Source organism: Longimicrobiaceae bacterium, assembly GCA_035696245.1.
GTDB lineage: Bacteria > Gemmatimonadota > Gemmatimonadetes > Longimicrobiales > Longimicrobiaceae > DASRQW01.
The window spans coordinates 1-7121 of record DASRQW010000479.1 but is presented as its reverse complement, the minus strand read 5'-3'; the positions used below and the strand labels follow the sequence as shown (position 1 = coordinate 7121).

The 7121-nt window shown below is 75.0% G+C and carries 5 protein-coding genes; all 5 read left to right on the top strand.

The features are described 5' to 3' along the window. Positions 1–1846, top strand: a 1846-nt coding sequence (locus tag VFE05_21530; GenBank protein HET6232671.1) for a hypothetical protein, incomplete at its 5' end; no start/stop codon positions are given. A 244-nt stretch (positions 1847–2090) separates the two neighbouring features. Beyond that, on the top strand, positions 2091–2735 hold the full coding sequence (locus tag VFE05_21525; GenBank protein HET6232670.1) for a DUF4231 domain-containing protein: 645 nt from the start codon (positions 2091–2093) through the stop codon (positions 2733–2735). Then, complete coding sequence (locus tag VFE05_21520; GenBank protein ID HET6232669.1) at positions 2732–3268, top strand: SLATT domain-containing protein; 537 nt, start codon at positions 2732–2734, stop codon at positions 3266–3268. Before VFE05_21525 ends, VFE05_21520 begins: the two co-directional genes overlap by 4 nt. A gap of 360 nt (positions 3269–3628) precedes the next feature. Beyond that, a complete protein-coding gene (locus VFE05_21515; protein ID HET6232668.1) occupies positions 3629–5701 on the top strand; it encodes a tetratricopeptide repeat-containing protein in 2073 nt (690 codons plus the stop codon). Positions 5702–6072: 371 nt separating this feature from the next. Further along, positions 6073–7121 (top strand): PAS domain S-box protein (locus tag VFE05_21510; GenBank protein HET6232667.1); only part of this gene is annotated, 1049 nt, incomplete at its 3' end.

The window sequence follows — 7121 nt, the reverse complement described above, 5'->3', positions numbered from 1 at the left end:
CGACCCGCCCGCGCAGGCGCTGGCGGTGGGGAACGCGGCGGGCGGCACGCTGGCGGGCCCCACGGCCGCGGTGTCGTACGGCGCGAACGAGCCCACCGGCTGGCTCGCCGCTGTCGCGCGGGACGGCGCGGCGCCCACGGTGGAGATCGCGGTGCGCGTCGCGGGGCTGCCGGTGGGCGTGTACACGGCGGGCGTGGACGTGGGATCGTCGCTGCCGGGGGTGGCGGCGCGGCGCGTGCCGGTGGTGCTCGCCGTGGCGCCGCCGCCGTCGGTCGTGCTCTCGGAGGCCGCCGTGGCGTTCGGGGCGGCGCCGGGCGGGACCGATCCGGCGGCGCAGGCGGTGGCGGTCACGAACGGAGGCGGCGGCTCGCTGGGCGGCCTCTCCGCGGCGGCGGCGTACGCGCCCGGGGGGCCGTCCGGCTGGCTGGCGGTGGCGCTCGGCGGCACGCCCGCGTCGTCCACGCTGACGCTGCGGGCGCGTACGGGCTCGCTGCCGGAGGGCGAGCACACGGCGCGCGTGACCGTCGCCGCGTCGGCCGCGGGGGTGCCGCCCGCGGTGCTGCTGGTCACGTTCGGCGTGCATTCCGCGCCCGCGGTGCTGCTCCAGCCTGCCGACGTGTCGTTCGAGGCGACGGAGAATGGCGACGACCCCGCGCCCGCCGTCGTGGGCGTGGCGAACGGCGGCGGCGGCAGCCTCACCGGGCTCTCGGCCGCCGTGGCGTACGGGACGGGGGCGGGGGGATGGCTGGGCGCCACGCTGGGCGGCGGCGGGACGGCGCCCGCCACGCTCACGCTCACGCCGCACACTGGCACGCTCGCGGCGGGGACGCGCGCGGCGACGGTGACGGTCGCATCGTCCGTCCCCGGCGTGCCGGCGGCCAGCGTCTCCGTCCGGTTCACGGTGGCTCCCACGCCGGTCATCCACCTCTCCTCCACCGCGGCGGCCTTCACCGCCAGCGTGGGGGGCGGCGATCCGCAGGCGCAGACCTTCTCGGTCACCGAGCCGCTGAACGCGCCGCTGCCGGGGCTGGCCGTGGCGCCGGTGGAGTACCCGTCCGGCGGGCCCGCGGGCTGGCTCACGGCCAGGCTGGCGGATGCGCCGCGGGTGCTCACCCTCGAGGCGCGGACCGCGGGGCTGGGCGAGGGCGCGTACACGGCGTCGGTCGTGGTGCGCTCGCCGCAGCGCGGGGTGCAGGAGGCGCGGATGGCGGTGACGCTGCGCGTGGGCTCGGCGCCGGTGATCCGCCTCTCCGCGAACGTGGCGAGCTTCCCGGCCGCCGCGGCGCCGCGGAACGTGGTGGTGCTGGGCCTGGCGGACGGCTCGCCGGCGGCGGGTCTCGCCACCACGGTCGACTACGGCGGCGGCGAGAAGGGATGGCTGGTCGCCAGCGCCGACTCCGCCGCGAAGCAGGTGCGGCTGCAGGTGAGCGCGGGATCGCTGCCCCGGGCCGCGGCTCCGCACCGCGCCACGGTGGCGGTGACGGGGCGCCCCGGCACCGTGCCGGACACGGTGGTGGTCACGTACGCCGTACCCGTCTCGTTCGCGGCGAGCGTGCTGCCGCGGTTCAAGGCTTCGTGCGAGGGGTGCCATACCACCGGCTCCGCCGCCGGGAACCTGGACCTGAGCGCGGCCGCCGCCTTCCGCGACCTTCTCGCGGGACAGAGCACGCACGCGGGGAACCGCCGCGTCACGCCGTTCGACCCCGGCGCGGACTCCACCGTGAACCTGCTGCTCTGCGTGCTGGACTCGCCCTGCACGCGCAGCCGCGACCACTCGAAGGGCGTGCCCGCCGGCCTCCGCGACACGCTGGAGCTTTGGATCCGCGAAGGAGCGCCGGACAATTGATCGGATCGGGATCGGTGGATGCGGGCGCGCCGACCGATCTGCCGTCGAGCGACGGCGGGCTGCGCATCGCCTCGGAAGACGCGCAGTTTCCGGAGATGCGCATCTCACCGCTTCACATTCTCGGACGGGGCCGGAGCGCTGCGATATGCCTGCCTTCCGGCGGACGAGCCGATGGAATCCCCCGATCCGCATCCCCCACTCCACATCGTCAACCCGCATGTCCATCACACGCACGGGACCGTAGATGCCGATCGACCGACCGCATTTCGCCGCCACGCCGGCCGTCACCCTTTCCCTCGCGCCGGAGGCGGAGCGGGATGGGCCGGCGGGCCTCGTCCGTCCGCTCCCCCGCGTTCCCCGGCGGCCGAAGCGGCGGCGCATCGCGCTGTTCGAGCACCTTCCGCGGCTGCGGTGGCGCGATGCGGAGGGGGAGGAAGGGACCGATCCCGTGCTGGGCGACCGCTTTCCGGCGGCGATGGAGGCGGAGCACGCGGCGGACCTGGCGGTGCTGCGCACGCACCTGATGCCGCACTTCGTGGACGAGGACCGCGAGGCGCTGCGGGCGCAGAACGACTTCCGGCTGGACCAGCTGGTGCTGATCGCCGGCGGGGTGGCGGCCACGGGGCTGGGCGCGCTGTCCGGCGTGGCGCACGGCACGGGGTGGAAGGTGCTGGCGGCGGCGTGGACGGCTTTCCTGGCGGCGTGGGCCTCGCGCTCGCGCGACCTGAGCGGGCACGAGCGCTGGCGCAGCTGCCGCCTGCGCGCGGAGCTGCTGCGCAGCGAATACTTCCTCTTCCTCGCCCGCGCCCGGCCGTACGACGACGACGCCTGCCGCGTCCGCAACCTGAAACGGCGCGTGGGCGAGATCCGCAGCGGAGGCGCGGCGTGACGGGCGGCGACGCGCGGTTCCTGGAGTTCTACGAGCGCTACCGCCGCGGCGCGCAATGCGAGTGGTACAGGCGCCGCTGCGCTTCGTACGAGCGCGCGCACCGGCAGAGCGTGAGCCTCACCGCCCTGGTGCTCTTCCTGTCGTCCGTGGCTTCCACGCTGTCCGCGTGGAAGCCGGACGTCGCCGTCGGCGGCGGGTACGCGCTGGCGTGGCCGGTGGTCGCGACGGTGCTGGCGGCCGCGGGGACGGCGCTGGCGGCGCACCGCGCGCTGTACGGCTTCCAGCAGAACGCCGGCATCTACCGCGACGCGGAGCACGCGCTGGCGGCGGCATCGGCGGACTCGCCCGACGGCTGCGATGGCTGTGCGGACGCGCCGGTGCGCACCCCGGCGGAGTACGTGGCGCGCGTGGAGCAGGTCTTCCAGCGCGAGCAGGGCCAGTGGGGCCAGCTCGTCGCCCAGGTCCGCGGCGCATCGGGCGGAACGCGCGAGGCGACGCCTGCCCCCCGTCCCATCCCGTCCGCGAGCGACTGACAAGAAATCCGGGAGAATCGGTGCGGCCAGCATCGCCCTGGCGGCTAAGCCGCGGGCTACGACGGCGCGAGGCCCACCTCCGTGGGCTGCTCCGAGGGTCCGAACCGCTTCGGCGAGACTCGCAAAGCAAGCCGATCTACCCGGGTTCGTATGAACCGGCCGCGCACGGCCCGACACCGCCGCGCCTCGGCCGAGTCGCGGCGGACCCGCGATGAGCGGTCCTGGAATGGGCCGGGGCGCCGCAGGTCATTCATCTACCGTCTGCGCCATCTACCGCCCATCTACCGCCATCTACCGACGTCTTCCGGCATCTCCCGAGAAACACCGCCGTCCGAGTTCCACCATCTCCCCAGGGAAGCGATGCACGTGTTCGTGGTGCGGCCGTTCGGCACGCGCAGGGTGGTGATGGAGGACGGCGGCGAGGCGGAGGTGGACTTCGCGGCGGTGCAGCGCGCGCTGGTGGACCCGGCGCTGGCCGCGCTGGGCATGCAGGGCGGCACCACCGAGCCCATCGCGCAGGCGGGCGACATACGCAAGGACGTGTTCGAGCTGCTGGCAACGTCGGACCTGGTGGTCGCCGACATCTCCATGCACAACGCCAACGTGTTCTACGAGCTGGGCGTGCGCCACGCGCTGCGCGACCACGGCACGGTGCTCATCCGCTGCCGCTGCCAGGAGGTGCCGTTCGACCTGCGCACCGACCGGTACGTGGAGTACGACGCGCGCGACCCCGCCGCCTCGCTCCCCGCCCTGATCGCCGCGCTGCGCGACACGCGCGACTCGGACGACGTGGACAGCCCCGTGCTCGCCAAGCTTCCCGCGGTGGAGGCGCGGCTGCCGGACTGGTCGGGCGTGCTGGGCGCGCCGTCGGACTTCCGCGAGGAGGTGCGGAGGGCGGCGAGAGAGAAGCACCCTGGCGACCTGCGCCTGCTCTCGGACGAGGCGCGGCACTTCCGCTGGAAGGTGGAGGGGCTGCGCGCGGTGGGCGCCGGGCAGGTGGAGGCGGGCGACCGCGCAGGGGCGCGGACCACGTGGGAGCGCGTGCGCGAGCACTTGCCCGGCGACGCGGAGGCGAACTCGCGGCTCGCCACGCTCTACCAGAAGCTGGGCCAGCTCGCCGCCTCGGACGAGGCGGTGCAGCGGGTGATCGACGACCCGGCGTCGCGCGGCCCGCAGCTGGCCGAGGCGCTGGCGCTGAAGGCCAGCAACACCAAGGCACGGTGGATGGAGGAATGGCAGTCCGCGCCCCCGGCAGGCCGCGTGGCCGCCGCGCTCCGCTCCCCGCGGCTGATGGAGAGCTACGGCGAGTACGTGGCCGGGTTTCGCGAGCACCAGAACCACTTCTACCCGGGCATCAACGCCCTGGCCCTGCTCACCCTGCGCCTGAAGCTGGCGGACCTGGCGCCCGGCGTGTGGGCGGCGGGCTTCGAGACGGAGCGCGAGGCCGAGGCCGAGCGCGGGCGGCTGGCGGCCGAGGGGAGCCGGCTGGCGGGCGCGGTGGAGCTGGCGCTGGAGGGTAGCCGGCGGCGGCTGGAGCTGGAGCGGCGGCAGGACCGCTGGGTGAGCATCGCCGCGGCGGACCTGGCGGCGCTCACCAAGGCGAACCCCGCCCTGGTGGCCGAGCGCTACCGCCAGGCGCTCACCGGCGCGGAGAGCTTCTACGGAGACGTGGTGCGCCGGCAGCTCGCCATGTACGCGGACCTGGGCGTGCTGGCCGGGAACGCCGCCGCCGCGCTCGCCGTGCTGGACGAACTCCGGCAGCCCGCGGCGCCCGCGCCCGTGCCGCCGGAGCGCGTGATCGTATTCACCGGGCACCGGCTGGACGTGCCGGGCCGCGCCTTCCCGCGCTTCCCCGCCGCGGCGGAGGGCGAGGCCCGCGCGATGATCCGCGCCGCGGTCGAGGCCGAGCTGGGGGGCCGCCCGCCGGGCGGCGTGGTGGGCTGCGCGGGCGGCGCCAGCGGCGGCGACGTCCTCTTCCACGAGGTGTGCGGGGAGATCGGCATCCCCTCGCAGCTCTTCCTTGCCGGCACGCGGGAGCGCTACGTGGCGGCCTCGGTGGCCGACGCGGGTCCGGGCTGGGTCGCGCGGTTCGACGCGCTGCTGGCCCGCTGCCCCGCGCGCTGGCTGGGGGGCTCCACGGCAGACCCGGACCAGCCGCGCTGGCTGCGGCCATGGCGGGAGTACACCGTGTGGGACCGGAGCAACCTGTGGCTGCTGCACAACGCGCTGGTGCTCTGCGGCGGGTGCGCCACGCTGCTGGCGCTGTGGGACGGGCGTGAAGGAGACGGGCCGGGCGGCACCGGCCACATGGTGGAGATCGCCCGCGCCCAAGGGGTGAAGGTGGAGCGGCTTCCGGCCGAGCGGCTCGCGAGCATCCGGGCCGACGACGACGAGGCGGAAAGCACCGGCGTGATACGGCTGCGCGCGGTGTAACCGGAAACAACATTCGCTCGTCCGGAGAAGCGAAAAACCCAGCCGGGAGCACGACCTAGCGTGCAAGAGTCCGGTCACACCGGCAGAATCCAGTCTGGATCTGGTACGGAGTCTCTGCACACCGGGCGTGATCTTTTCCGCATTCGGCTGCAAAGCCTGCGCATCCATTACGCACCGTCCGGGCGAAAGGCCGAGCCTCGGCAGGCGGGATGCAGCGGCGAATCTCCTGTGTCCACCTTGCCGGAGGGCGCCGAGGGAGCGGAGTGGACATCCGTTCTCCATCCACGGCAACGAGGTGCTTGACTTCCGGGGGTTTCCGACGCGTATTGCAGACCCGTCCGCAGTCCGTCTCCGGCTTGGCCCGGTCCCGCATGGCCCTTTCCTCCGCACGCGACACCCACCTTCAAGAGGCGCTAGAAGCCGCCGAGGCGCGCTTCTACGCCACGTTCGAGCTGGCGCCCGTGGGCATGATGCACACGGCGCCGGACGGGCGCTACCTGCGCGTGAACCAGCGCGTGTGCGACCTGGTGGGCTACACGCGCGAGGAGCTGGAGGGGCGCCGCGTGCAGGACCTGACGCATCCCGACGACGTGCAGGTCAGCCTGGAGCGGATGGTGATGCTCCTCACCGGCGAGGTCGGCGCCGTGTCCACACGCAAACGTTACGTGCACCGCGAAGGACACTCGGTGTGGGTGGACGTGCACGTGTCCATGGTGCGCGAGGCCGCCACCGGCGCGCCGCTCTTCTACGTGGGCGTGGTGGAGGCGGCGGCCGGTGTGGCGTGCGACACCGGCACCGGCCTGCTGCGCGTGCTGGACGCCCTGCCCGACGCCGCCGTGCGCGTGGACGCGCGCATGCGCATCGCCTACGCGAACCCGGCCATGGAGCGCCTGCTCGCGCTCCCGGCCGAGGCGATGGTGGGCCGTACGCTGCGGGAGCTGGGCGCGCCCGCGGAGCTGGCGGACGAGCACGAGGCCGCGCTCCGCGAGGCGTTCGCCGGGGGCGAGCCGCTGGTGCGCGAGCTGGGCCATCGCTCCGCCGCGGGCGAGGTGCGCCGCCGCGCCACCTGCCTGGTGCCCGAGCGCGGCGCCGACGGCACCGTCTCGTCCGTCCTGGCCCTGGCGCGGGAGGCGGCCGACGCGCGCGGCCTGGCGTCGGTGAAGACGGTGGAGGAGCGCTACCGCGCCCTGGTGGAGGCCACCAGCGCCGCCGTGTGGACCGCCACGTCCGGCGGCCTCTTCGACGGCCCGCAGCCCTCGTGGCAGGCGCTGACCGGGCAGACCACGCGGGAGATCGGCGGCATCGGCTGGCTGGCGGCGGTGCACCCGGAAGACAGGAAGCAGACGCTGACCGCGTGGACCCGCGCCGTGGCCGAGCGCACGCCGTACGAGGTGGAGCACCGCGTGCGCACCCCGCGCGG